At 54.4% G+C, this 23,188-nt stretch carries 21 protein-coding genes, 1 pseudogene and 1 other annotated feature; of the genes and pseudogenes, 7 read left to right on the forward strand and 15 right to left on the reverse strand.

The genetic code is table 11. From position 1 onward, the window contains the following. Nucleotides 1-119: 119 nt before the first annotated feature. From ACJTMZ_RS08000 to ACJTMZ_RS08020, 5 genes and pseudogenes are all read right to left on the reverse strand, one after another. Nucleotides 120-341 (reverse strand): tyrosine-type recombinase/integrase, encoded by a 222-nt coding sequence (locus tag ACJTMZ_RS08000; RefSeq protein WP_045343185.1) that lies wholly within the window; start codon nucleotides 339-341, stop codon nucleotides 120-122. A 764-nt stretch (nucleotides 342-1,105) separates the two neighbouring features. Next, on the reverse strand, nucleotides 1,106-1,933 hold the full coding sequence (locus tag ACJTMZ_RS08005; protein ID WP_127348555.1) for a hypothetical protein: 828 nt from the start codon (nucleotides 1,931-1,933) through the stop codon (nucleotides 1,106-1,108). Next, a complete protein-coding gene (locus ACJTMZ_RS08010; protein ID WP_408626895.1) occupies nucleotides 1,903-2,154 on the reverse strand; it encodes a hypothetical protein in 252 nt (83 codons plus the stop codon). The genes ACJTMZ_RS08005 and ACJTMZ_RS08010 overlap by 31 nt, the downstream gene beginning before the upstream one ends. A 166-nt stretch (nucleotides 2,155-2,320) precedes the next feature. Beyond that, nucleotides 2,321-2,491: pseudogene (locus tag ACJTMZ_RS08015) on the reverse strand (phage tail protein); the annotation flags it as partial. A gap of 129 nt (nucleotides 2,492-2,620) precedes the next feature. Continuing rightward, nucleotides 2,621-3,553: a DUF2971 domain-containing protein gene (locus ACJTMZ_RS08020; RefSeq protein WP_185807554.1), complete on the reverse strand. Its 933-nt coding sequence runs from the start codon at nucleotides 3,551-3,553 to the stop codon at nucleotides 2,621-2,623. A gap of 314 nt (nucleotides 3,554-3,867) precedes the next feature. On the opposite strand from ACJTMZ_RS08020, the gene copA reads away from it, so the two are divergent. The 3 genes from copA to ybaK all read left to right on the forward strand — a co-directional run bounded on the left by copA (nucleotide 3,868) and on the right by ybaK (nucleotide 7,889). After that, nucleotides 3,868-6,366 (forward strand): copper-exporting P-type ATPase CopA, encoded by a 2,499-nt coding sequence (gene copA / locus ACJTMZ_RS08025; protein WP_252010915.1) that lies wholly within the window; start codon nucleotides 3,868-3,870, stop codon nucleotides 6,364-6,366. A 50-nt stretch (nucleotides 6,367-6,416) separates the two neighbouring features. Continuing rightward, nucleotides 6,417-7,211 (forward strand): TraB/GumN family protein, encoded by a 795-nt coding sequence (locus ACJTMZ_RS08030; protein WP_039271455.1) that lies wholly within the window; start codon nucleotides 6,417-6,419, stop codon nucleotides 7,209-7,211. Between the two features lie 198 nt (nucleotides 7,212-7,409). Next, nucleotides 7,410-7,889, forward strand: coding sequence for a Cys-tRNA(Pro)/Cys-tRNA(Cys) deacylase YbaK (gene ybaK / locus ACJTMZ_RS08035; protein ID WP_010428207.1), 480 nt, complete (start codon nucleotides 7,410-7,412; stop codon nucleotides 7,887-7,889). Nucleotides 7,890-7,978: 89 nt separating this feature from the next. On the opposite strand, the gene ushA is transcribed toward ybaK, so the two are convergent. Further along, nucleotides 7,979-9,631, reverse strand: a complete 1,653-nt coding sequence (gene ushA / locus ACJTMZ_RS08040; RefSeq protein WP_045907183.1) for a bifunctional UDP-sugar hydrolase/5'-nucleotidase UshA — start codon at nucleotides 9,629-9,631, stop codon at nucleotides 7,979-7,981. Between the two features lie 164 nt (nucleotides 9,632-9,795). On the opposite strand from ushA, the gene ACJTMZ_RS08045 reads away from it, so the two are divergent. Together ACJTMZ_RS08045 and ybaL are read left to right on the forward strand one after the other, a co-directional pair. Beyond that, on the forward strand, nucleotides 9,796-11,016 hold the full coding sequence (locus ACJTMZ_RS08045; RefSeq protein ID WP_015571242.1) for an MFS transporter: 1,221 nt from the start codon (nucleotides 9,796-9,798) through the stop codon (nucleotides 11,014-11,016). 232 nt (nucleotides 11,017-11,248) lie between these two features. Continuing rightward, complete coding sequence (ybaL, locus tag ACJTMZ_RS08050) at nucleotides 11,249-12,925, forward strand: YbaL family putative K(+) efflux transporter (RefSeq protein WP_252010916.1); 1,677 nt, start codon at nucleotides 11,249-11,251, stop codon at nucleotides 12,923-12,925. Between the two features lie 93 nt (nucleotides 12,926-13,018). Here ybaL and ACJTMZ_RS08055 read toward each other — a convergent pair whose 3' ends face one another. The 9 genes from ACJTMZ_RS08055 to ACJTMZ_RS08095 all read right to left on the reverse strand — a co-directional run bounded on the left by ACJTMZ_RS08055 (nucleotide 13,019) and on the right by ACJTMZ_RS08095 (nucleotide 22,421). Further along, nucleotides 13,019-14,323: an inosine/guanosine kinase gene (locus tag ACJTMZ_RS08055; RefSeq protein WP_032104066.1), complete on the reverse strand. Its 1,305-nt coding sequence runs from the start codon at nucleotides 14,321-14,323 to the stop codon at nucleotides 13,019-13,021. A 62-nt stretch (nucleotides 14,324-14,385) separates the two neighbouring features. Continuing rightward, a complete protein-coding gene (gene hemH / locus ACJTMZ_RS08060) occupies nucleotides 14,386-15,348 on the reverse strand; it encodes a ferrochelatase (protein WP_017383216.1) in 963 nt (320 codons plus the stop codon). Nucleotides 15,349-15,472: 124 nt separating this feature from the next. After that, nucleotides 15,473-16,117 carry an adenylate kinase gene (adk, locus tag ACJTMZ_RS08065; protein WP_006809841.1) on the reverse strand — a complete coding sequence of 215 codons (645 nt, stop codon included), beginning with the start codon at nucleotides 16,115-16,117 and terminating at the stop codon, nucleotides 15,473-15,475. 230 nt (nucleotides 16,118-16,347) lie between these two features. Next, nucleotides 16,348-18,222: a molecular chaperone HtpG gene (gene htpG / locus ACJTMZ_RS08070; RefSeq protein ID WP_252010917.1), complete on the reverse strand. Its 1,875-nt coding sequence runs from the start codon at nucleotides 18,220-18,222 to the stop codon at nucleotides 16,348-16,350. Between the two features lie 110 nt (nucleotides 18,223-18,332). Then, nucleotides 18,333-18,938 carry a recombination mediator RecR gene (recR, locus tag ACJTMZ_RS08075; protein WP_006809843.1) on the reverse strand — a complete coding sequence of 202 codons (606 nt, stop codon included), beginning with the start codon at nucleotides 18,936-18,938 and terminating at the stop codon, nucleotides 18,333-18,335. After that, the gene (locus ACJTMZ_RS08080; protein ID WP_003858972.1) at nucleotides 18,938-19,270 is read right to left on the reverse strand and encodes a YbaB/EbfC family nucleoid-associated protein; all 333 of its coding nucleotides are present in this window, start codon (nucleotides 19,268-19,270) and stop codon (nucleotides 18,938-18,940) included. The genes recR and ACJTMZ_RS08080 overlap by 1 nt, the downstream gene beginning before the upstream one ends. Before the next feature lie 53 nt (nucleotides 19,271-19,323). Continuing rightward, nucleotides 19,324-21,252 carry a DNA polymerase III subunit gamma/tau gene (gene dnaX / locus ACJTMZ_RS08085; protein ID WP_017694393.1) on the reverse strand — a complete coding sequence of 643 codons (1,929 nt, stop codon included), beginning with the start codon at nucleotides 21,250-21,252 and terminating at the stop codon, nucleotides 19,324-19,326. Next, nucleotides 19,930-19,994 (reverse strand) — a sequence feature (DnaX frameshifting element). (Overlaps the previous gene by 65 nt.) Nucleotides 21,253-21,340: 88 nt before the next feature. After that, on the reverse strand, nucleotides 21,341-21,892 hold the full coding sequence (apt, locus tag ACJTMZ_RS08090) for an adenine phosphoribosyltransferase (protein WP_000127359.1): 552 nt from the start codon (nucleotides 21,890-21,892) through the stop codon (nucleotides 21,341-21,343). 151 nt (nucleotides 21,893-22,043) lie between these two features. Then, nucleotides 22,044-22,421 carry a DUF454 family protein gene (locus ACJTMZ_RS08095; RefSeq protein WP_015571246.1) on the reverse strand — a complete coding sequence of 126 codons (378 nt, stop codon included), beginning with the start codon at nucleotides 22,419-22,421 and terminating at the stop codon, nucleotides 22,044-22,046. Between the two features lie 50 nt (nucleotides 22,422-22,471). On the opposite strand from ACJTMZ_RS08095, the gene priC reads away from it, so the two are divergent. Both priC and rsmS read left to right on the forward strand, forming a co-directional pair. Then, the gene (gene priC / locus ACJTMZ_RS08100) at nucleotides 22,472-22,999 is read left to right on the forward strand and encodes a primosomal replication protein N'' (protein ID WP_017383213.1); all 528 of its coding nucleotides are present in this window, start codon (nucleotides 22,472-22,474) and stop codon (nucleotides 22,997-22,999) included. Between the two features lie 12 nt (nucleotides 23,000-23,011). Beyond that, nucleotides 23,012-23,185 (forward strand): pleiotropic regulatory protein RsmS, encoded by a 174-nt coding sequence (gene rsmS / locus ACJTMZ_RS08105; RefSeq protein ID WP_023334736.1) that lies wholly within the window; start codon nucleotides 23,012-23,014, stop codon nucleotides 23,183-23,185. Nucleotides 23,186-23,188: the final 3 nt, after the last annotated feature.

The raw sequence follows: 23,188 nt of genomic DNA on the forward strand, positions 1-23,188 counted from the left end.
GCAGCTCCGTAAACTACTGCGCCAAATCAGTATTTCACATACTTAACTAATCCTCAAATCCCCCGCTTTGCCTCCAGAGTGTGAACACAATGTGGACATGCCGCTAAGAGAATTATAGCTCACAGCGTCCAGTAAATAGTCTGGTGCTCTGGTGCGAAGAGCGCATAAACCATCGTTTGAGAAATATACACATGACCCATAATTCGCTTTAAGGCCATTATGCTGCCACCGTTCATCATAAAGTATGTAGCGAATGTATGTCGCAAAATGTGGTCCACCTTTCCATCTGGCAAATTGGGATTTGTTTTTTTCATCCTCAAGCCGAACGTTTTATAACCCATCCGAAAAAGCCGCCCTAATTCCCTGTGTTTGATTATCCTAGTGACATCAACCGATATCTGAACGATGGCTATCTGGTAGAAAAGAGTAAAGAGATATACTGTAGGGATAGAGGCTGTAATGCTGAGTTAAATCAGGATGACATAACCTGATGACATAACCTATGGTGTTGAAAAATTCTGTCTGGCCTGTACAGCGAAACTATTAGGATCAAACGCAGCATAAGAGTGTAGTGATGATGTCATGCAAAGGGTTTAAGCGTAAAAATAACGGGAGAATGATATGATACTAGAAAAGCTAAGGGTTATGCTCATTACCGGGGGAAAGTGGGCAAGTATTTTGTTCCCTATAAAAGGGAAGCTGACTATCAAAACTGGCTCTATTATCGTGAAACTTCACATGAGGGACGGGAGACCAAAAAAACATTATATCCGCTCAGATGAGGCGGCGAGACTAAGTAAGCCTGGTCCAGCCATTAAAAGAATTTAATGACCCATAGCTGACGTATTTTGTGACTATCCTTAACATAAAACCCGGATGGCTGAAGCGAAAAAATGTCTTAAACCCGTGAATAAAAAGCTAAATCGGTGAAATCGTTACGTCACTAACTAATACACTATTCCGGTATGAATTTTTTGTTTTATGAGCATTTGAGCCCTAGAAAATATAAATAAGCATTATCGTTGATGGTAATATAATCACAAGACAGTATCACTTCAAATATCAAAAACAAAAGGGAGCCCCGCTCCCTTTTTCTTATATGAAATCACCTTTCATTATATATAAACTGACACTCTTCATCAAAATTAGCTGGAGCAAAATTATCATCGTAAATTAAATATCTATCACCCTCGCTGTCATCATAATAAACAGCTATTTTTTTATTTGGAAAGTGCCATACATAATAGTCATTTTTACATGGCTCAATGTATCCCAAATTACTAATTAGGAAATCCTTGAGAGATAAATTTTCAAGGAATGTCTTCCTCTCTCTATCGATAGTTATTTCGTTTTCTTTAAATACAGCTATGTGTGAAACCACATCCCCTTTATTATTTATTTTTCCTTTTTTATCCTTAAGATAATAAACAATATGATCTATTCCTCCCTGCCCATAATTTATTGATATGTAGCCATACTTTGGGTCAGGCATCACCCTCGGCGATCCGTAAAATTTAAAAATTGAATCTCTGCTCGCACCTATATCAATGGCGTCGTAACCAATAGGTAAGTATGACCCTTTTTGATACAAAGCCCCTAACCTCTGGAATTGCATGAGTTTTTTCAATTCATTTAACTCTGTACTTTTAGATGTCAAATCACCTTTAAGCTTGTTTATCTCTGAATTTTTAAATGCACTTAAGGTATGTAAATCACTATCCTTTTCAGTTGCTGTTTTGTTGCTCTCCTGAGTTATTTGTTTGATAAGCTCATTTTTGCTATCAACTTTGATCTGCAGTTCTGATATTTTATTACTGTCTTCTTTTTGGTATGTCGGGATTACATAATTAAAAACGATAAATAATGTTGTAGTCAGCACTGCAGAACCTGATATTACTGCAACTATCCAAGGATTATTTTTCCAATCAGCCACGCTTGAGCCCCATAGGTAACTTTGATTTTGTGATTATTATTTTGCACAAACTTGCACAAACTTGCACAAATTTTTTTATATTTATTATCACTGTTAAGCGCAGCAGCTATGCTTCCCGGCTGTGTATTTGCTATTGCGAGAAAACAAGCGTGTTTGTTGCGCGCAGGTGACGTGAGAACAGCCCACACGACAGGGGGGGCGAACAGGGCTTTAATTGCCATTGTTCGGCCTTTTACGCCTTCATCGTGCGCTTAATTACTTCTGAATATGTGCGGGGTCGATCGCAGTTTGCGCCTGCCAAAATGGCGCTCATGCGCTCTGAGTGAGTGGCATTAGAAATCGTACAAGTAGTGCTCCGGTGGTGGTAGGCAATATTGGGATCGAAAATTACTGAAAAATAACCATGTCCTTAACGTTAGCCGGGGTTAGCGGTTCGTCCACTGATTCGAATTGCGCCTCAGCGACACTGTCAGCCAGAATCTGTGCTGTAACGGTATAAACCTCAAAGGTACAATCCTCTGAGTCTCTAATACGGTTGTCCCAGAACCGGAAACCGTTACAGCCTGATTCCCCCTGCGATACTTTCCCTGCTTCGCACTATGGAATGTAGCAGTTAAATCTGGCACTTTTATGCCCCCCTCCATGTACTGGAGGGAGCTTTTTGAAAAACAATAAACGGAGAAGGGATTAATCATTCTTCATCAAAAAATTAGCTATTGATTCCATACAGCGAGGTAAATAAATAAAACATTCATCATCTAAATTAATTTCAATTTTCTGAAGTGTAAACTGTTGATGGACTTCAGTCATTTGCCAAAATGTAATAGGTAAATCTCGTCCTTGCAAGGATTTCATGATTGTGTAAATGGTAGTATCTTTACATCTCATGCCAAAAATAATATCCGATAAATATAATGATGCATTTTGCTTACCAATGTTAGAAATCATTCGCCATTCTTTTTCATATTGCCAAGGAGATGCCTTCCGAAGAAAAATCGCTTTTTCTATTTCAAGTTTTGCATTCGCATCGCCATTCAGCATTTGCAATATTTGACTGGTTTTGATATCTCTTGAGTTACTTGTATAATTTATTGGTTGGATTTTATCTTTAGCATTAGTTGGAATCGTATAGCCCAAGCATAATCCTCTATGATTATCAGCATAATGCGACCACATTAATGGACAATCACAATCCTCAGCAAGGGAGAGTACTCCTTTGCTATATCCAGAAAGGATGATCTTTCCGATTAAATTAGCTAATACACCTGTTATAGAAAATGTTTCATCTTCGTAAAAATCAAATTGCTGATATATATCAGCAATCATTCTTTCTGATTCACTTTTACTAAGGAGTGATATTTTATCTTGGGTTTTCTGGCCATTATAATGAAGATTATTAGCCGCACCTTTTAATTTACCCTCCGCATTTCTTTGATAAAGAGTTGATAATATATTTTTCAATTGCTCTTCATCCTTAATATCATCAAATATAGAAACTTTGCAATCAAGAGGGTCATTAAATTGATTCGGATTAGCAAAATAAAGATAATCACCAATGATCAACTCCATGCAATCAGAATTAAAAGATTTATATTTAAATAACTTATCTGGTACTGGCATTATAATATCCTTCATTTAATACATTTCTTTTTGGATAAATGTTTCATGAGTTACACTAACGAAGATCAATTGCATACATTTTGCATTTACAACTATCGGCACCTAACTCTACAAAAACGCCTGAGTTAATCAGGGTTTGTATTTGAAATGTGGACACTTTTTTCGAAGTGTGGACGCTGATTTTAAAACCCCATTTCAATCAGCTATTTAAACACTTGACCTTCCCCTTGATGGAAGGTTTAACCTTCATAACAGTTAGCGAAAAGCAGAGTGAAGGTCAACAATTGACCAGAACATTATACGGGAGTTTTGTTATGTCTCACACTATTGACCTGACACTGGACGGCCTCTCCTGCGGCCACTGTGTCAAACGCGTTAAAGAAAGCCTGGAGCAGCGTCCTGACGTGGAAAGCGCTGAGGTGAGTATCGATCATGCCGCCGTGACCGGCAGCGCCAGCGCCGACGCGCTGATTGATACCATTAAACAGGCCGGTTACGGGGCGGAGTTAAGCCACCCAAAGGCTAAACCGCTGGCAGAGTCATCATCCCCGTCGGAAGCACTGACAGCGGCCACTCCTGAGCTTCCGGTAGCTGATGATATTGATAACAGCCAACAGCTGCTGATCAACGGCATGAGCTGCGCCAGCTGCGTCTCCCGGGTACAAAACGCCTTACAGGCGGTACCGGGCGTCGCACAGGCACGGGTAAACCTGGCGGAGCGTACTGCGCTGGTGATGGGCAGCGCCTCCGCCGCAGAGTTAGTGCAGGCCGTGGAGAAAGCGGGCTACGGGGCAGAGGCCATCGAAGATGATGCCGAGCGCCGCGAGCGCCAGCAGGAAACGGCTGTCGCCACCATGAAGCGCTTCCGCTGGCAGGCGATTGTCGCCCTGCTGGTCGGTATTCCGGTGATGGTGTGGGGCATGATGGGTGACAACATGATGGTCACCGCTGACAACCGCACCCTGTGGCTGGTGATTGGTCTGATTACTCTTGCGGTGATGGTGTTTGCTGGCGGACATTTCTATACCAGCGCCTGGAAGAGCCTGAAAAACCGCACCGCGACGATGGACACGCTGGTCGCGCTCGGTACCGGCGCGGCGTGGCTGTATTCGATGAGCGTGAACGTCTGGCCGCAGTGGTTCCCGATGGAGGCGCGCCATCTCTATTATGAAGCGAGCGCGATGATTATCGGTCTGATTAACTTAGGCCATATGCTCGAAGCCCGCGCGCGTCAGCGCTCGTCGAAAGCGCTGGAAAGATTACTCGATTTAACCCCGCCGACGGCCCGCGTGGTCACGGACGACGGGGAAAAAAGCGTTCCGCTCTCAGAGGTACAGCCGGGAATGACGCTGCGCCTGACCACCGGCGACCGCGTGCCCGTCGACGGTGAAATCACCCAGGGCGATGCCTGGCTGGATGAAGCGATGCTGACCGGCGAGCCGATACCCCAGCAGAAATCTCAGGGCGATGCGGTGCATGCGGGTACGGTGGTACAGGACGGCAGCGTGCTGTTCCGCGCCAGCGCGGTCGGCAGCCATACCACGCTGTCACGCATCATTCGCATGGTCCGCCAGGCGCAGAGCAGTAAGCCGGAGATTGGTCAGCTTGCCGATAAAATCTCCGCCATTTTTGTGCCGGTGGTCGTCGGTATTGCCCTGCTGAGCGCGGCGATCTGGTATTTCTTCGGCCCGGCGCCGCAGATTGTCTACACCCTGGTGATCGCCACCACGGTGCTGATCATCGCCTGCCCTTGTGCCCTTGGCCTGGCCACGCCGATGTCGATTATCTCTGGCGTCGGACGCGCCGCCGAATTTGGCGTACTGGTCCGTGATGCTGACGCCCTGCAACGGGCAAGCACGCTGGACACCCTTGTCTTTGATAAAACCGGCACGCTCACCGAGGGCAAACCGCAGGTGGTGGCCGTCAGTACCGTTGGCTGTACGGAGACGGACGCCCTGCGCCTTGCCGCCGCGCTGGAACAAGGTTCCAGCCACCCGCTGGCGCGCGCCATCCTGGAGAAAGCCGGTGATGGCCGTCTGCCGCAGGTCAGCAACTTCCGCACCCTGCGCGGTTTAGGGGTCAGCGGTGAAGCCGAAGGCCATACGCTGCTGCTGGGCAACCAGGCACTGCTGACTGAACACGGCGTTGATACGTCCGCGCTGGACGCAGAGCTAAACGCGCAGGCCTCTCAGGGCGCGACGCCGGTTCTGCTGGCGAGGGATGGTCAGGTGGCGGCGCTGCTGGCCGTGCGCGATCCGTTGCGCCAGGACAGCGTGGATGCCTTACAGCGCCTGCACCGCGCGGGCTATCGTCTGGTGATGTTAACCGGGGACAATCCGACCACCGCCAACGCCATTGCGAAAGAAGCCGGTATTGATGAGGTGATCGCGGGCGTGCTGCCGGACGGCAAAGCGGACGCCATCAAGAACCTGCAAAGTCAGGGTCGCCAGGTGGCGATGGTGGGCGACGGCATCAACGACGCCCCGGCGCTGGCGCAGGCTGACGTAGGCATTGCGATGGGCGGCGGGAGCGATGTCGCCATTGAAACCGCGGCGATCACCCTGATGCGCCACAGCCTGATGGGGGTGGCGGATGCGCTGGCGATTTCGAAAGCCACGTTGCGCAACATGAAGCAGAACCTGCTGGGGGCCTTCGTCTATAACTCGCTCGGCATTCCGATTGCCGCCGGGATTTTGTGGCCGCTGACCGGTACCCTGCTGAACCCGGTTGTTGCGGGTGCGGCGATGGCGCTCTCGTCAATTACCGTGGTGAGCAACGCTAACCGTCTGCTGCGGTTTAAACCGAAGGATTGAACCTTGTACCCGTACGCGCTAGCATGAACCTTTCCGATCATGGAGCGCGTATGGGTCTGTTTAATCGTCTAAAAACATCGTTTCGCGCCCTTTTTCCCCGCCGTTATGCCTGGCCCGGTATGGATATTTCGCTTCCGGGCGGGCAGCATCTGCACCTGGTGGGAAGCATTCATATGGGCACGCAGGATATGTCCCCCCTACCCTCCGGCCTGATTAAACTGCTGAAGCGCGCCGACGCGCTGATCGTCGAAGCCGACATCTCCGGCCATGAATCGCCGTTTGCCGGGCTGGAAAGCGATCGCCCCCTGGCGGAACGTCTTAACGAGACGCAGCTGGCTGAGCTTACCCGTCTTGCGGATGAGACCGGCGTCTCGCTCTCAATGCTCGACACTCTGCCCCTGTGGCAAATTGCCATGGTGCTACAGGCCACCCAGGCGCAGCGCCTGGGGCTGCGCGGCGATTACGGTATCGATTATCAACTGCTGAATGCGGCAAGGGCGCGCAACCTGTCCGTTATTGAACTGGAAGGCACGGACAGCCAGATTGCGCTCCTTCGCCAGCTTCCCGATGACGGCCTGATGCTACTGGATGATACCCTGACCCACTGGCACACCAACGCGCGTCTGCTGCAAACGATGATTGGCTGGTGGCTGGATGCGCCGCCCGCAGACGGTAAGCTGGCGCTACCGTCGACGTTCAGTGAATCGTTGTATGATGTGCTGATGAACGCGCGCAACCAGGCGTGGCGGGAGACGCTATATGCCCTGCCTGCCGGTCGTTATGTTGTCGCGGTTGGCGCGTTGCATTTGTACGGAGAAGGGAATTTGCCGTCGCTGCTGAAATAAAAAAATGGCCAATATCTCTATTGGCCCGTCAAAGAGGAATTTCATCGTTTTTATTATACCGAAGTGACCTTCGGCTACGCCGATTGTCGCTCAAAGTAACCATCACTGCCAATACTATTGCGCAAGATGGTGCTATTTTTTAGACAAACGTCAGGCGTATGCTGCTGGTATGAATCGTCTGTCGCAAGAAGGATAGCCATGACTCCCGCCGTTAAATTACTCGAAAAAAACAAAATTTCCTTCCGGATCCACACCTACGATCACGATCCGAACGAAACCAACTTTGGTGATGAAGTGGTGCGCAAGCTGGGGCTGAACGCGGACCAGGTCTACAAAACGCTGCTGGTCGCGGTGAACGGCGATATGAAGCACCTCGCCGTGGCAGTGACGCCCGTCGCCGGACAGCTTGATCTGAAGAAAGTGGCCAAAGCGCTGGGAGCGAAAAAGGTCGATATGGCTGACCCGATGGTTGCGCAACGCACAACGGGTTATCTGGTCGGCGGGATCAGCCCGCTCGGCCAGAAAAAGCGTCTGCCGACGCTGATCGATGCGCCTTCGCAGGAATTTGAGACGATCTATATTTCTGGCGGCAAACGCGGGCTGGATATCGAACTGGCCGCAGGCGATCTGGCGAAAATGCTGGACGCGAAATTTGCGGATATTGCGCGCCGGGATTGAGAAAATTGCCCGGTGGCGCTGCGCTTACCGGGCCTACGATTCGAATGTAGGCCGGGTAAGGCGAAGCCGCCACCCGGCAAAAAAACGCACTACTGCCAGCTCACTTCGCCTTTCGGCTCATACATGTTCACGTCAATCGGTGAATTTTGCTGGATAAACTGCTTCAACACTTCCGCATCAATAAACCCGGTATTTACATAGCCCGGTTTGTTATCGATATGCGGATAGCCGTCGCCGCCGGTGGCGTTAAAGCTTAACGTTGCCAGGCGGTAGGTTTTCGCCGGATCAACCGGTTCGCCTTTGATCTTGAGATCGTTAAGCTTGCCGTCCTTCGCGACAAAGCTGACGTTAGCAAACTGCGGATACGCCCCGGAATCCGGCTTCATCTGCGCCACGGCGGTCAGGTAGTCAATCACCTCCTTCCCGCTCATGTCCGCATAGACCACCACGTTGCCAAACGGCTGTACTTTGAGCACGTCTTTATAGGTGATGTCTCCGCCTTCAATGGAATCACGAATACCGCCGCCGCTCATCACGCCGAAATCCGCATTCGTGCGCGCCATCTGCGCGGCCAGCACCAGACGCCCCATGTTGGTCTGTACGAAGCGAACTTTGCTGCGGTCTCCTTCCAGTCGTCCGTTAAGCGTGCCAATCTTCACGTCCAGCTGCGCTTTCCCTTTGCTCTGGAACGGCGTCAGCAGAGAGAGCATCTGCTGGTTTTCAGCGATCTCTGGCGTGTAGAGTACCCGCTCGCTTTTGCCGTCCGGATAGGTCACTTTCTTCTTCAGGTTGACCGGGATGAGCTGATAGTGCACCAGCTTCATCTCGCCGTTACGGAATTCGAAATCCGCGCGACCAACGTATTTCCCCCACTCGTGGGCCTGTACAATCCAGATCCCGTTCTGACGATCCGGCGCACACGGCGTACCGGGCACATAATCTACCTGCTTTTTATTCTCAGAAGCCATGCAGACCGGATCCTGTGAGTGACCGCCCACAATCATCGCCAGCGAGCCCGCAGGAAGGCTGCGCGCCATCTCCACGTCGCCCGGCGCGTTAGAGCCGTGCTGACCGTTATCGTAATGCCCCATGTGGGTGGTAGCGATAATCACATCCGGTTTTTCATTCTGCTGCAACTCCTGGATCACCAGCTTCGCTTCGTCCGCCGGTTTACGGAATTCGATGTCGGTGAAAAATTCAGGGTTGCCAATTTTGGCCGTATCGTCGGTGGTTAAGCCGATGACCGCGATCTTCAGATCCTGACGCTTAAACAGCGCCCACGGTTTAAACAGGCGCTCGCCGGTGCTTTTCTGATAAATATTGGCGGAAAGGAACGGGAATTTGGACCACTTCTCCTGCTGGCGCAACACGCTCAGCGGATTATCAAACTCGTGGTTTCCGACCGCCATCGCGTCGTAACCAATTAAATTCATGCCGCGAAAATCAGGCTCGGCATCCTGCAAATCAGATTCCGGTACGCCGGTATTAATATCCCCGCCCGACAGCAGCAGCACGCTGCCGCCCTGGGCCGCGACCTCTTTACGAATGCCGTCCACCAGCGTTTTTTGCGCCGCCAGGCCATATTCACCGTATTCGCTGCGCCAGAAATGGCCGTGATGATCGTTAGTATGCAGAATGGTAATTTTATAGGTTTTATCTTTTTCATACGCCTGCGCGGGCAGGCTTGTCAGCCCCCATGCGGCGATGAGCGCCAGCGCGACGCCACGCTTCATTAACTTCATCTTCTCTCTCCCTGACCCATAGACAAACGCAAAAATTACAGTGACTCACAAGAATAGACAAATAAGTTTTCAGAATTGCGACTTTCTTCAAATGTCACGGACGGGTATGTTAGTCGGATAATAATTACTCCCTGCATCTCTAATAACAAATCGACGTGGTATTTATGGCAATCAGTGAATCAACCCAGCCCGTCCAGGGCGCTCCGGCGTCGCCGCCGAAATCGCGCACTTCCTTTAAAGTATTAGGCGCAATCAGTCTCTCTCATCTGCTCAACGACATGATCCAGTCGCTGATTCTGGCGATCTACCCGCTGTTGCAGTCTGAGTTCTCATTAACCTTCGTGCAGATCGGGATGATCACCCTGACCTTCCAGCTGGCCTCTTCGCTACTCCAGCCGGTGGTGGGCTACTGGACGGACAAATACCCGATGCCATGGTCGCTGCCCATTGGGATGTGCTTCACCCTGAGCGGGCTGGTGCTGCTGGCCATGGCGGGCAGCTTTGAGGCGGTACTGGTTGCCGCGGCGCTGGTGGGAACCGGTTCATCGGTGTTCCATCCGGAATCGTCCCGCGTGGCGCGTATGGCCTCCGGCGGACGCCATGGGCTGGCGCAGTCCCTGTTCCAGGTGGGGGGGAACTTTGGTAGCTCCCTCGGTCCTCTGCTGGCGGCGGTAATTATCGCGCCTTACGGCAAAGGCAACGTGGCGTGGTTTGTGCTGGCCGCGCTGCTGGCGATTGTCGTCCTGGCGCAAATCAGCCGCTGGTATGCCGCGCAGCATCGCGTAAATAAGGGAAAACCTGCCGCGAAGATAACCAATCCCCTTCCGCGCAATAAGGTGATCCTTGCCGTCAGCGTGCTGCTGGTGCTGATTTTCTCAAAATATTTCTATATGGCGAGCATTAGCAGCTATTACACCTTCTATCTGATGCAAAAATTCGGATTATCGGTACAAAATGCCCAGTTCCACCTCTTTGCCTTCCTGTTTGCGGTGGCGGCAGGCACGGTGATTGGCGGCCCTGTGGGGGATAAAATTGGACGTAAATATGTGATTTGGGGCTCTATCCTCGGCGTTGCGCCGTTTACGCTTGTTTTACCGTACGCAACGCTGGAATGGACTGGAATATTGACGGTGATTATTGGTTTTATCCTCGCATCGGCATTTTCAGCCATCCTGGTCTACGCGCAGGAGCTGCTGCCGGGACGTATCGGTATGGTTTCAGGCCTCTTTTTTGGTTTTGCCTTTGGCATGGGTGGCCTGGGAGCCGCGGTGTTAGGGATGGTTGCAGACCACACCAGTATCTTCCTGGTTTATAAAATCTGCGCTTTCCTGCCACTTCTTGGGATGTTGACCATATTCCTGCCTGACAACCGTCATAAAGCGTGACTTCACGGCTGCCAAAGTTAAACTTTGGCAGCCGGATAACCTGAGGCCATAAGGCTTTCCTCTCCCTCCCACCTGCAAATTTACCAAAACATGCACTTTTTCACGCTTATTGCGTTTTTATTCTGATTTCAACAATTATTCATAAACATAAGCGTAAAAATTGTCATAAACTATTAATCGGCTTTTTGGTATTTGCACCAAAAATGGATCACCCATCGCGAAAGGAGACGGAATGCACCACGCCACACCGCTTATCACCACCATTGTTGGTGGACTTGTGCTCGCTTTTATCCTCGGCATGATTGCCAATAAACTGCGTATTTCGCCCCTGGTAGGCTATTTGTTAGCGGGCGTGCTGGCGGGGCCCTTTACGCCGGGTTTTGTGGCGGATACTAAACTGGCACCTGAACTGGCGGAATTGGGCGTGATTCTGCTGATGTTTGGCGTAGGCCTGCATTTCTCGCTGAAGGACCTGATGGCGGTAAAGTCTATCGCCATACCGGGAGCGATCGCCCAGATAGGGGTGGCGACGCTGCTGGGGATGGCGCTTTCGGCGGTGCTGGGCTGGTCGCTGATGACCGGCATCGTGTTTGGGCTGTGTCTTTCAACCGCCAGTACCGTGGTGCTGCTGCGCGCGCTTGAAGAGAGACAGCTAATAGACAGCCAGCGCGGGCAAATCGCGATTGGCTGGCTGATTGTTGAAGATCTGGTGATGGTGTTGACGCTGGTTCTGCTGCCTGCCGTTGCCGGTATGATGGAAAAAGACAACGTCGGTTTTGCCTCGCTGGCGCTGGATATGAGTATCACCATTGGTAAAGTCGTGGCGTTTATCGCCATCATGATGCTGGTGGGTCGCCGTCTGGTGCCGTGGATCATGTCCCGCAGCGCAGCGACGGGTTCACGCGAGCTGTTTACTCTCTCCGTGCTGGCGCTGGCGCTGGGGATCGCCTTTGGCGCGGTTGAGCTGTTTGACGTCTCCTTTGCGCTGGGCGCGTTCTTCGCGGGGATGGTGCTGAACGAATCCGAGCTGAGCCACCGCGCGGCGCACGACACCCTGCCGCTGCGAGACGCCTTCGCCGTGCTGTTCTTTGTCTCCGTCGGGATGCTGTTTGATCCGCTGGTTCTGATCCAGCAGCCGCTGGCGGTGCTGGGCACGCTGGCGATCATTATCTTTGGTAAGTCCGTTGCCGCCTTCTTCCTGGTACGGATGTTCGGTCACTCGCCGCGCACGGCGCTGACCATCGCCGCCAGCCTGGCACAGATTGGCGAGTTCGCCTTTATTCTGGCCGGTCTGGGGATGGCCCTGAACCTGCTGCCACAGGCGGGGCAAAATCTGGTGCTGGCGGGGGCGATCCTCTCCATCATGCTAAACCCGGTATTGTTTGCCCTGCTGGAGAAATATCTCGAGAAGACCGAAACCCTCGAAGAGCAAACCCTGGAAGAAGCGATTGAGGAGGAGAAACAGATCCCCGTGGATATCTGCAACCATGCGCTGCTGGTCGGTTTTGGCCGCGTCGGCAGCCTGCTCGGTGAGAAGCTGATGGCCCAGGGGATCCCCCTGGTGGTGATTGAAACCTCCCGCACCCGCGTCGACGAGCTTCGCGAGCGCGGCATCCGTGCGGTGCTGGGCAACGCTGCTAACGAAGAGATTATGAATCTGGCGCATCTGGACTGCGCTCGCTGGCTGCTGCTCACTATCCCGAACGGTTACGAAGCTGGCGAGATTGTCGCCACAGCCCGTGAAAAATGCCCGCATATCGAAATCATTGCCCGCGCCCATTATGATGACGAAGTGGAGTACATCACCGAGCGCGGCGCGAATCAGGTGGTGATGGGCGAGCGTGAGATTGCGAATACGATGCTGACAATGCTGACGAAACCGCCGGTTGAAGAGGCGGTGACGGGTTAAGTTATGTGCGGCCTGATGCCCTCACCCTGGCCCTCTCCCACAGGGAGAGGGAACAAACACTAAAAACGGCAACCACGGGTTGCCGTTTTGCTTTTACCTGTCCCAATACGCCTCTTCGAGGCTGTCTTCCCGTTCCGGCAGCCCCCGCGTTAAGCGCGGTGAATGCTGGTTCAGCACCTGATAACTCACGCGGTTCGCGTACTTGCACACCTGCGCCAGCGAGGAGTAGGTCAGCCAGTTGAAGGTGTGCTTGCTGGAATTCGGCACATTGGTTTTGTGGTAGGCGTTGGCGGTGATGTCGTGCAGCAGCGCGGCCAGCGCGCCGTCGCCCGCGCCGTTGGTGTTCATGATCTTCTCGGGGCCACCCATATACGGTGCGATGTGGGAGAAGATACGCAGCGGGTTGATGCAGTCTTTATGACGCATGGCGCGGCTGAACTCGTACTGGTTAAATTCGGCGATTGCGCCCGGCAGCAGCGGGTGCTGGGTTTTCCGCTTGCTCTCTTCTTCCGTGAAGCCCGCCATATACAGCCCGACCGGCCCGGCGGTGCAGAGCACCAGATCTACCCAGTCCAGCGCCTTATCAGACGCCAGCAGCGGATCGCTTTCGCCGGTCAGCGCTTCGGCCTCTTCTTCATTCATCGCCAGAATCGAGACGTGTTCTTTCAGGAAGGCCTGCCACCACTCCGGGTTGTCGGCAATGACGAATTTGGTGCCCAGCGTCAGAACCACAGGCACGTTGTATTTCTTCGCGTACTCAATTGCCTTCATGGTTGCGTCCGGCATTGGTTCGCCCGGCTTGCAGCGCACCAGATAGGAGGTCAATACCAGCGCAGACGCGCCCGCGATCACCTCTTCCGGGATACTTTCAGCACGCAGCTTATTCATATGGCCGGGGCTGATGGCAAAGGTACGCTCGCCGGAATCGCTTATCAGCGTAAAGCAGCGGCCAATCGGCCCGTCAACGCCCTGCAAATAGTTCAGATCGGTGCGGCTGGAAGTATTGCACAGGTAGCGGTAGGCGTAGCCTCCGATTTCGATATTGCTACACATCACGCCAAGCAGCACCGAGCGGTCGTCTGCCAGTACGGAGTAGTTGTGCATGGTGTTGCCGATGGTGCCGCCGGCAAACTGGTGGGTGATAAGATTTTCGCGCACCAGCTCCTGATACAGCGCTTCAGCAACGTCATCCTCAATCACCAGCGAGTGCCCGGCGCTCAGACCGTAACGTGCGACAAACGCATCATCCACTTTGGCTTCAATGTCCACCAGCGTCTGATCGATACCGACCACCCAGGCAGCGCTGGTTTCGCTTTCCTGCTGAATTTGCTGTAACAGCGGATCGCGGGCATCGACGGGGAAATAGTGTTTGGACTTACGTTTACCGGGAAATTTCATGGTCTGAACTGTGCAAAGAATACGGGCCGGGAATGGTAGCACAAACCCGGCCCGTAACGCGATCAGCGGCGGGTGGTGACCAGTGAGACCATCATGTCGATGTGTTCAGGGGAGTCGTTAAGCGCAGGAATGTATTCGTATTTCGTTCCGCCCGCCTCCATAAAGAACTCTTTGTTCTGGACAGCAATCTCTTCCAGCGTTTCCAGACAGTCCGCCGAGAAGCCCGGCGACATCACCTGAATGTGCTTCACGCCCTTCTCGCCCAGCATTTTAAGCGTTTCATCAGTATACGGGGTGAGCCACGGTTCACGACCGAAGCGCGACTGGAAGGTCATCATCACCTTCTCAGGCGGCAGGCCGAGGGCGGAGACCAGCTCGCGGGTGGTATCGCGGCAACGCTGGGGGTAATCATCCCCTTCGTTCGCGAAACGCTGCGGAATACCGTGATAGGAGAGCAGCAGCAGATCCGGCTCGCCGTGTTTTTCAAACGACGCGCGCGCGCTGCTGGCAAGCGCCTGAATGTACAGCTCGTTATCGGCGTAGTCGCGGATAAAAGTGATACCCGGTATACGGCGGCGGGTCGCCAGAATGCGCGCCAGTTCGTCCCAGACGGCAGCCACCGTGGAGCACGAATACTGCGGATAAAGGGCCAGCACCACAATGTGTTCAACGCCCTGCGCCAGCAGAGAGTCGACGGCGCTTTCCAGGGACGGCTTACCGTAGCTCATGCCGAGCGCAACGGGCATGTCCGGCAGGCGGGCGGCCAGCGCCTTCTCCTGACGACGGCTGTAGACCATCAGCGGCGAGCCCTCTTCCATCCACACGGACTGATAGAGCTTTGCCACACGCGGGGAACGAATCGGCAGAATGACGCCACGCAGCAGTGGCCACCACAGCAGTCTTGGGGTATCCACGACGCGCGTGTCGCTTAAAAATTGTCGCAGGTAGCGTTTGACCGCCGCTGGAGTAGGTGCTTCTGGGGTGCCCAGATTGGCAAGCAGGATGCCGGTTTTCGCCTGACTCATTCACGCCTCTTAACCATTTGATAGGCTGTCAATTGTAGCGGAAATGCGTTTAAACGAAACCCATTGCTGTAATAGGTAAGATGAGAATTTTTCTCACCCGGGGCTCCGGGTGAGAGAGGTGTGCTTAGCCGAGGATTTTTTCCAGCTCTGCACGTACATCAGCCACGGCTTTTGTGCCGTCCACTTTCGCGTATTTGGTGTTACCCGCCTGCGCTTCTTTGGTGTAGTAGCCGATCAGCGGTGCGGTCATCTGATGGTATTCCACCAGGCGTTTACGCACGGTTTCTTCCTGATCGTCTTTACGGGTGGTCAGCTCTTCGCCGGTCACGTCGTCTTTGCCTTCAACCTTAGGTGGATTGAATTTGATGTGGTAAACGCGGCCAGAGGCAGCGTGCACGCGACGGCCAACGATACGGTCAACGATCAGCTCGTCCGGTACGTCGAACTCCAGCACGTAATCCACGTTGATGCCCGCTTCTTTCATGGCGTCAGCCTGAGGAATGGTGCGCGGGAAGCCGTCCAGCAGGAAACCGTTACGGCAGTCTTCCTGAGCAATGCGCTCTTTAACCAGCGCGATAACCAGTTCGTCGGTCACCAGCTTGCCTGCGTCCATGATGTCTTTAGCTTGTTTGCCCAGCTCGGAGCCAGATTTAACAGCGGCGCGCAGCATGTCACCGGTGGAGATTTGCGGAATACCGTATTTCTCCATGATGAACTGAGCCTGAGTTCCTTTACCCGCGCCCGGAGCGCCAAGCAGAATAATACGCATTGCGAAAATCCCCTCAAAAGTCGATTCAATTTTTCAAAAAGCGCTAAACAATACCACCAGAACGGGTATGGCTCAAGGAAGGTGGGAAGGCTGAAACGGTTAACGGGGGGAGATAATTTTGGTTAGTGCGGTGGATCCCCCCTCACCCTAACCCTCTCCCCAAAGGGGAGAGGGAACTTGAACACCCTCTCCCCTTTGGGGAGAGGGCAGGGTGAGGGGTAGGTGTTTAATTACGCCAGCAGCAGCGCATTCACACGTTTAATGAACAGGTTAGGATCTTCCAGCGTACCGCGCTCGGCCAGCAGGGACTGATCCAGCAGCAGTTCAACCCACTCCGCAAAGCGGGCGTCGTCCTGGATATCCGCCGCGCGTTTCACCAGCGGGTGATCCGGATTAAGCTCAAAGATATATTTCACATCCGGCACGGCCTGGCCCGCCGCAGCGAACAGTTTCGCCATCTGGGTACTCATTTCGTCCGCATCGGTGGTGACAATGGCTGGCGTATCGGTCAGACGGTGCGTGAAGCGCACCTCTTTCACGCGGTCGCCCAGCAGCGTTTTAACGCGCTCAACGAACGGCTCCAGCGCCTTCTCGGCTTCTTTCGCGCTCTCGTCCACTTCATCCGCCAGCTTATCGATAGACTCGTCGGCTTTGGCAACGGACTGGAAGGATTTACCGTCGAACTCGGTCAGGTAGTTCATCATCCACTCGTCGATGCGGTCAGACAGCAGCAGCACTTCGATGCCTTTCTTACGCAGCAGTTCCAGATGCGGGCTGCTCTTCGCTGCCGCATAGCTGTCGGCGGTGATGTAGTAGATCTTCTCCTGCCCTTCTTTCATGCGGGAGACGTACTCTTCCAGCGACACGGTCTGGGCGGAGGAGTCGTTGTGCGTAGAGGCGAAGCGCAGCAGTTTAGCGATAGCTTCCACGTTCGCAGTATCTTCCGCCGGACCTTCTTTCAGCACCAGGCCAAACTGTTTCCAGAAGGTCTGGTATTTTTCCGCATCGTCCTTCGCCAGTTTTTCCAGCATCTGCAACGCACGTTTGGTCAGGGCGTTGCGCAGGTTACGGGTGACGGTGCTGTCCTGAAGAATTTCACGGGAGACGTTCAGCGGCAGATCGTTGGAGTCTATCAGGCCACGCACAAAGCGCAGGTAGTTCGGCATGAACTGCTCGGCGTCGTCCATGATGAACACGCGCTGCACGTACAGCTTCAGGCCGTGCTTGTGATCGCGGTTCCACATGTCCCACGGCGCCTGCGCCGGGATGTACAGCAGGCTGGTGTACTCCTGCTTCCCTTCAACACGGTTGTGGCTCCAGGTCAGCGGATCGGTGAAGTCGTGGGCGATGTGCTTGTAAAACTCGTTGTACTCGTCGTCTTTAATTTCAGCTTTATTACGCGTCCACAGCGCCTGCGCCTTGTTGATTTTCTCCCAGGAAACCACGGTTTCGCCGTCTTTCTCTTCCTGTTTTTCAATCTCAACCGGCAGAGCGATGTGGTCGGAATATTTGCTGATGATGGAGCGGACGCGCCAGTCGTTCAGGAAATCATCTTCGCCTTCACGCAGATGCAGGGTGATTTCGGTGCCGCGATCCGCTTTGGTGATGTCATCAACGGTGTACTCGCCTTCCCCTTTGGATTCCCACAGCACGCCGTTCTCGGCGCTGTCGCCCGCGGCGCGGGTGCGCACGGTGACTTTGTCCGCCACGATGAACGCCGAGTAGAAGCCTACGCCGAACTGACCGATCAGCTGGCTGTCTTTCGCCTGGTCAGAGCCCATGGACTCAAGGAACGCTTTGGTGCCGGATTTGGCGATGGTTCCGAGGTGGTCAATCACCTCGTCGCGGTTCATCCCGATGCCGTTATCGGCGATGGTCAGGGTGCGGTTCTCTTTATTAAACGAGACGCGCACGCGCAGCTCGCCGTCGCCTTCATACAGATCCGGGTTAGACAGCGCGCGGAAGCGCAGCTTGTCCGCCGCATCAGAGGCGTTGGAAATCAGCTCACGCAGGAAGATTTCTTTGTTGGAATACAGGGAATGGATCATCAGGTGCAGAAGCTGTTTTACTTCTGACTGGAAACCACGGGTTTCTTGTCCTTTCATCTAAGTCGACCTCAACAATGCCATTTAATGGGGTTGTAAAACGTTGAGTGAGAGATGGGGATAAGGGGAGGAATTTTCAAGCGGAGGCCGCGCGCGCAGCCTCCGTTTGGTCAGAAAATAATCTTGTGACGTCCGGCCAGCGAGTGTGACAGCGTGGTGCCGTCGACCATCTCCAGCTCACCGCCGACCGGCACGCCGTGGGCGATGCGGCTGGCGTCAACGCCGTACTGCGCGCACAGTTCGGCGATGTAGTTGGCGGTTGCCTCCCCTTCCACCGTCGGGTTGGTGGCGAGGATCACCTCTTTGATGGTTTCCGACTCCAGGCGCTGCTCCAGGCGATCGAGACCAATATCGTCCGGGCCGATGCCATCCAGCGGGGAGAGATGCCCCATCAGCACGAAATAGCGGCCGGAAAACTGCCCGGTTTGTTCGATGGCGTAGATGTCCGCCGGACTCTCCACCACGCAAATCTGACCGTTTTCCTGACGACGCGGGTTCGTGCAGATGTTACATACGTCCTGCTCGGTAAAGGTCCGGCAATCCGCACAGTGGCCAATTTCTGACATGGCGCGGGTCAGAGCCTGCGCCAGGCGCATCCCGCCGCTGCGGTCGCGCTGCAATAGCGTAAACGCCATACGCTGCGCCGACTTCGGGCCAACGCCCGGCAGGCAGCGCAGTGCTTCCATTAACTGCGTGAGCAGCGGACTGGTTTGCATCAGAATGGCATCTTAAAGCCCGGCGGCAGTTGCATACCGCTGGAAACAGAGGCCATTTTCTCTTTCTGGGTTTCGTCGATACGGCGAGCGGCATCGTTAAACGCGGCTGCAACCAGATCTTCCAGCATCTCTTTGTCGTCTTCGAGCAGGCTCGGGTCGATTTCAACGCGACGGCAGTTATGCGCACCGTTGATGGTCACCTTGACCAGACCGGCACCGGATTCACCCGTGACTTCCAGCTGAGCGATCTCTTCCTGCATCTTCTGCATTTTTTCCTGCATCTGCTGAGCCTGCTTCATCAGGCCACCCAGACCGCCTTTTCCACCAAACATAGGCTTCTCTCTTCTTTCACGTTAAGGATTACAACCGTAAGTCAGACTCACGATCAAATGGGGCGAATACTCTCTTCATCCAAATCGGCGTCGAAGAACCGGCGCAGGGTCTGGATGTTGTTATCCGCAATTATCGCCTCGCGCGCCTGCGCGAGCTTCTCTTCATAAATGGCCTGACGCCACTCGAGCGGCGTTTTCACCGCCGGATTATCATCTTCAATGATAGTCAATTCAACCGGTACACCCTGTAATGCGGTAAGCGCCTCGGCCAGCGCCTTTTGCGCGCCAGGGGAGTTGAGGTGCCGCTGGCCAGGGCGCAGGTGCAGACGCACCTGATTACCGTCCTGCTCTTTCCAGGCGTTCAGCGCGACCTGCTCCACCAGCTTCGGCAGTTGCAGTTTGCTGACCTCGGCGGCCCAGGCATCGCGCTCGATGGACTCTTCCGCGAGCTTCGCGGATAGCTCCGGCGTTTTTTCATGCTCCAGCGCCTTTTTCAGCGCTTTTGGCGTGGCGACCACTTCCTTGACCGTTTCAACAACGGTGGTCGCCTTCCAGCGGTATGCCTCTTCTTTCGCCGGGGCTTTTTGCTCGAGCGCGGACGGTGCCGGACGCGACTGCACGCGCTCCGTTACCGAGGCCAGTCGTTCAAGCGCGGCGTTGTTCACCGGCCGCGCTCTTGCAGGCGCTGCCGGTTCACTCTTTTTTGGTTTGGTTGCTCCCTGCGCACGTTGCAACTGGCTTCGTGCGGCAAGCACCGAACTGGTGGCATCCGACAGCGGCACGTTTTGCGGCGGCGGCGATGCCGGTTGCGGTGGCACCTGCTGCGGTGACATTACCGCGGTCGGCGCAACCGGCGCAAAGGACTGCCGGGGCGTTTCCGGCTCCGGCAGTGGCTTGCGCGGATGGAAGGCCAGCGCGCGCAGCAGCGTCATTTCAACGCCCATCCGGCGATCCGGTGCAAACGGCAGCTCTTTGCGGCCAATCAGCAGCGTCTGATAATAAAGCTGAACATCAGCCGGCGGCACGGTGCGCGCAAGTTCACGCATCCGCTGTTCAATGGTCGCCATGTCCGCGCCAATGGCCGACGGAGACAGTTGCAGCATCGCCACGCGGTGCAGCAGGCTGAGCATCTCGACAAGCAGCGCTTCCCACTCAATGCCACGGGCAGCAGCGTCGTTGACGAGCGCCATCACTCGCTCACCGTTGGCGGCAATCATCGCTTCAATAAGCGACAGCGCCTGATCGTCATCCAGCGTGCCGAGCATAGTGCTGACCGCGTCGGTGGAGAGTTTACCGTCACCGCTGGCAATCGCCTGGTCGGTCAGGCTCAGCGCATCGCGCAGGCTGCCGTCCGCGGCACGGGCCAGCAGTTGCAGCGCACGCGGTTCATGGACAATGTTCTCTTCATCGAGGATATGCTCAAGCTGAGCGCGGATCTGCTCAACGTCGAGCGCCTTCAGATGGAACTGCAGGCAGCGCGAGAGGATCGTGACCGGCAGCTTTTGCGGATCGGTGGTCGCCAGCAGGAATTTGACATGCGCAGGCGGCTCTTCCAGCGTTTTCAGCAGGGCGTTGAAGCTGTGGCGCGACAGCATGTGCACTTCATCGATCAGATAGACCTTGAAGCGGCCGCGCGCCGGGGCGTACTGCACGTTGTCGAGCAGATCGCGGGTGTCTTCCACTTTGGTGCGCGAGGCGGCGTCGATCTCGATCAGATCGACAAAACGCCCCTGCTCGATCTCACGACAGTTGTCGCACACGCCGCACGGGGTGGCGGTGATCCCGGTTTCGCAGTTCAGACCTTTTGCCAGCAGACGGGCAATAGAGGTTTTACCGACGCCGCGGGTGCCGGAAAAAAGATAGGCGTGATGGATGCGACCTAGCGACAAGCCGTTCGCCAGGGCCGTCAGCACATGTTCCTGACCGACAACGTCAGCAAAGGTTTGTGGTCGCCATTTACGGGCTAACACCTGATAACTCATGGGCAGGCTCTGCAACGCTGGAAGGTGAATTAATGGAGGGGAATGCTATCACAACCTCACCCATTGAGCGAGGTTGTGAGATACGGGATTAATGTCCCGGGAATGGCACCAGGCTGTAGCTGGTAATACCCTGTTTTTCCAGGCGCTGCTCGCCGCCGAGATCGAACAGGTTGATGATGAATGCCGCGTCGGTCACTTCCCCGCCCAGACGACGGATCAGCTTCACGGTCGCTTCGATGGTGCCGCCGGTTGCCAGCAGATCGTCCACCACCAGCACTTTGTCGCCTGGCTTGATGGCATCAACGTGAATTTCCAGCTGATCGGTGCCGTATTCCAGTTCATAGCTCTCAGCAATGGTTTCACGCGGCAGTTTGCGCGGTTTACGCACCGGCACAAAACCCACGCCCATCGCCAGCGCAACCGGTGCGCCAAACAGGAAGCCACGGGCTTCAGTACCTACTACTTTGGTGATCCCGGCGTTTTTATAACGCTCAACCAGCAGTTCAATGCTGAGGGCGTACGCTTTCGGGTCTTCCAGCAAGCTGGTGACATCGCGGAAAAGAATGCCAGGTTTTGGATAGTCCTGGATACTTTTGATGCTATTTTTCAGATATTCAAGCTGCTGTGCAGTTGCGGTCATCGGTTTGTGCCTAAATGAAACAGTGTTACTCACGGCGCGCGACGAGTCGGTCAAAGTAACAGTTGTTTAACCTTTGACCAGGCGCACCTGTGCTCGAAAACGGTCGAATTTACTGGCTGTGCGCCATAATTGCAACCGCCATGATGAGGCTTCAGTGCTTTTGTTGCTTTTCATCAACCACGGGGATCCGCCACATAAAGATCAGCAGGCAAACCAGGATCGCCAGCAGCAGAATGCGCACCCACATCATTTTCACCAGCCATAACGAGACGGCGAAGGTGATCAGGATGAAGGCAATGGCGCGCGGCTTAGCCCCGGGCGGCATGGCCCGGTGTTTTTGCCAGTGCCGCAGGTAGCCGCCAAACCACGAGCGGTACAGAAGCCAGTGGTGAAAACGCGGCGACGAGCGGGCGAAGCACCAGGCGGCCAACAGGATAAACGGGGTGGTCGGCAGCAAGGGTAAAACCACACCCAGCGTGCCCAGCACTACCGCGAGCCAGCCAATGATGATTAAAATAGTACGCTGCATAATGCGAATCGTTATCAAACTGAACGGCTACTTTACCACTGGAGAGCGCCTTGAAAACAGCACTGCTTCTTGAGAGGCTGCAAAATCAGCTGATCGCGCTGCGGGCGCAGGCCACGCCGTTGATGGGCCACGCCACGCTGAAACCGCGCTTTGACCGGCAGCTCTTCCGCACCCGCAGCACCGTCATTGAGGATTATCTTGCTGAAGCGCAGACCAATCTCGACGAGCTTCGTCACGCGGTTGAGAGTGAACAGCAGGAACAGGTCGCGTGGCTTGCGGAGCATCTTACCGAGCAGATCACCGCCCTGCACCGGGAAATCGCCGCCTGGCCGTTACGGGCGTGGGACAGCGCCTCGCCGGGGCTCGGTAAATGGCAGCGCAAGCGGCTGGAGAACCAGGAGTTTGAGCGCCGTCTGTTTGAGATGAAGCGCGAGCGCGAAGCCCGCCTGAACACCAGCGAAACGCTGGAAGAGCAGCAGTTATTAATGCGTGAAATCAGCGCGCTGGAAGGCCGCATCGTCCGCTGCCGTCAGGCGCTGGATGAGATTGAACGCGTCATTGAACGCCTGACCCGTTAACAGGAGCCACTGATGTCACTGGAAAATGCCCCCGACGAGGTCAAGCTGGCCGTCGATTTAATTATGCTGCTGGAGAATCACGAGATCCCGGCGGAGACGGTGCTGAAAGCGCTGGAGATTGTGCGGCGGGATTTTGAGGGAAAATTACCCCCTCACCCTGCCCTCTCCCCTGAGGGGAGAGGGTAAAAG

It is taken from the genome of Enterobacter sp. DN, from assembly GCF_046054285.1.
GTDB lineage: Bacteria > Pseudomonadota > Gammaproteobacteria > Enterobacterales > Enterobacteriaceae > Enterobacter > Enterobacter hormaechei_C.

Bases quoted from the DNA above. Each gene is read 5' to 3' on its own strand.
- ACJTMZ_RS08000 (WP_045343185.1), bottom strand. From the start codon at position 341: ATGGGTTATAAAACGTTCGGCTTGAGGATGAAAAAAACAAATCCCAAT.
- ACJTMZ_RS08010 (WP_408626895.1), bottom strand. From the start codon at position 2,154: ATGGCAATTAAAGCCCTGTTCGCCCCCCCTGTCGTGTGGGCTGTTCTC.
- ACJTMZ_RS08020 (WP_185807554.1), bottom strand. From the start codon at position 3,553: ATGCCAGTACCAGATAAGTTATTTAAATATAAATCTTTTAATTCTGAT.
- copA (WP_252010915.1), top strand. From the start codon at position 3,868: ATGTCTCACACTATTGACCTGACACTGGACGGCCTCTCCTGCGGCCAC.
- ACJTMZ_RS08030 (WP_039271455.1), top strand. From the start codon at position 6,417: ATGGGTCTGTTTAATCGTCTAAAAACATCGTTTCGCGCCCTTTTTCCC.
- ybaK (WP_010428207.1), top strand. From the start codon at position 7,410: ATGACTCCCGCCGTTAAATTACTCGAAAAAAACAAAATTTCCTTCCGG.
- ushA (WP_045907183.1), bottom strand. From the start codon at position 9,631: ATGAAGTTAATGAAGCGTGGCGTCGCGCTGGCGCTCATCGCCGCATGG.
- ACJTMZ_RS08045 (WP_015571242.1), top strand. From the start codon at position 9,796: ATGGCAATCAGTGAATCAACCCAGCCCGTCCAGGGCGCTCCGGCGTCG.
- ybaL (WP_252010916.1), top strand. From the start codon at position 11,249: ATGCACCACGCCACACCGCTTATCACCACCATTGTTGGTGGACTTGTG.
- ACJTMZ_RS08055 (WP_032104066.1), bottom strand. From the start codon at position 14,323: ATGAAATTTCCCGGTAAACGTAAGTCCAAACACTATTTCCCCGTCGAT.
- hemH (WP_017383216.1), bottom strand. From the start codon at position 15,348: ATGAGTCAGGCGAAAACCGGCATCCTGCTTGCCAATCTGGGCACCCCA.
- adk (WP_006809841.1), bottom strand. From the start codon at position 16,117: ATGCGTATTATTCTGCTTGGCGCTCCGGGCGCGGGTAAAGGAACTCAG.
- htpG (WP_252010917.1), bottom strand. From the start codon at position 18,222: ATGAAAGGACAAGAAACCCGTGGTTTCCAGTCAGAAGTAAAACAGCTT.
- recR (WP_006809843.1), bottom strand. From the start codon at position 18,938: ATGCAAACCAGTCCGCTGCTCACGCAGTTAATGGAAGCACTGCGCTGC.
- ACJTMZ_RS08080 (WP_003858972.1), bottom strand. From the start codon at position 19,270: ATGTTTGGTGGAAAAGGCGGTCTGGGTGGCCTGATGAAGCAGGCTCAG.
- dnaX (WP_017694393.1), bottom strand. From the start codon at position 21,252: ATGAGTTATCAGGTGTTAGCCCGTAAATGGCGACCACAAACCTTTGCT.
- apt (WP_000127359.1), bottom strand. From the start codon at position 21,892: ATGACCGCAACTGCACAGCAGCTTGAATATCTGAAAAATAGCATCAAA.
- ACJTMZ_RS08095 (WP_015571246.1), bottom strand. From the start codon at position 22,421: ATGCAGCGTACTATTTTAATCATCATTGGCTGGCTCGCGGTAGTGCTG.
- rsmS (WP_023334736.1), top strand. From the start codon at position 23,012: ATGTCACTGGAAAATGCCCCCGACGAGGTCAAGCTGGCCGTCGATTTA.